This window comes from Bradyrhizobium campsiandrae (assembly GCF_014529705.1).
Taxonomy (GTDB): domain Bacteria; phylum Pseudomonadota; class Alphaproteobacteria; order Rhizobiales; family Xanthobacteraceae; genus Bradyrhizobium; species Bradyrhizobium campsiandrae.
In genome coordinates, this window is the sequence record NZ_JAANIH010000382.1 from 1 (window position 1) to 244 (window position 244).

1 pseudogene is annotated in these 244 nt (G+C 63.5%); it reads right to left on the reverse strand.

What is annotated here, in order from left to right:
* Nucleotides 1-229: pseudogene (locus G8O24_RS43535) on the reverse strand (ABC transporter substrate-binding protein); the annotation flags it as partial.
* Between the last annotated feature and the right edge of the window lie 15 nt (nt 230-244).

A 244-nucleotide genomic window follows, 5' to 3' on the forward strand; every position in this document is an offset into this window, starting at 1 on the left:
GGATCACCACGCTCGGCTTGTCGGCCGACGACAGGTCCCAGCCGGTCAGCGCATCATACATGGTCAGGCCGGTGAAGCGGTTGCCTTCAAAACCCTGATCGGGCTGGCCGAGCGTGCGCGGAATATCCGCCATCGAGATGCCGTAGCGCACCACCGTCTCAGCGCGCGCCGAGATTGCGGATAGTCCCAGCGCAAGCACGGCGAGACAGGTCGTCAAACGAATACGCATGGCCCAAAGCTCCCA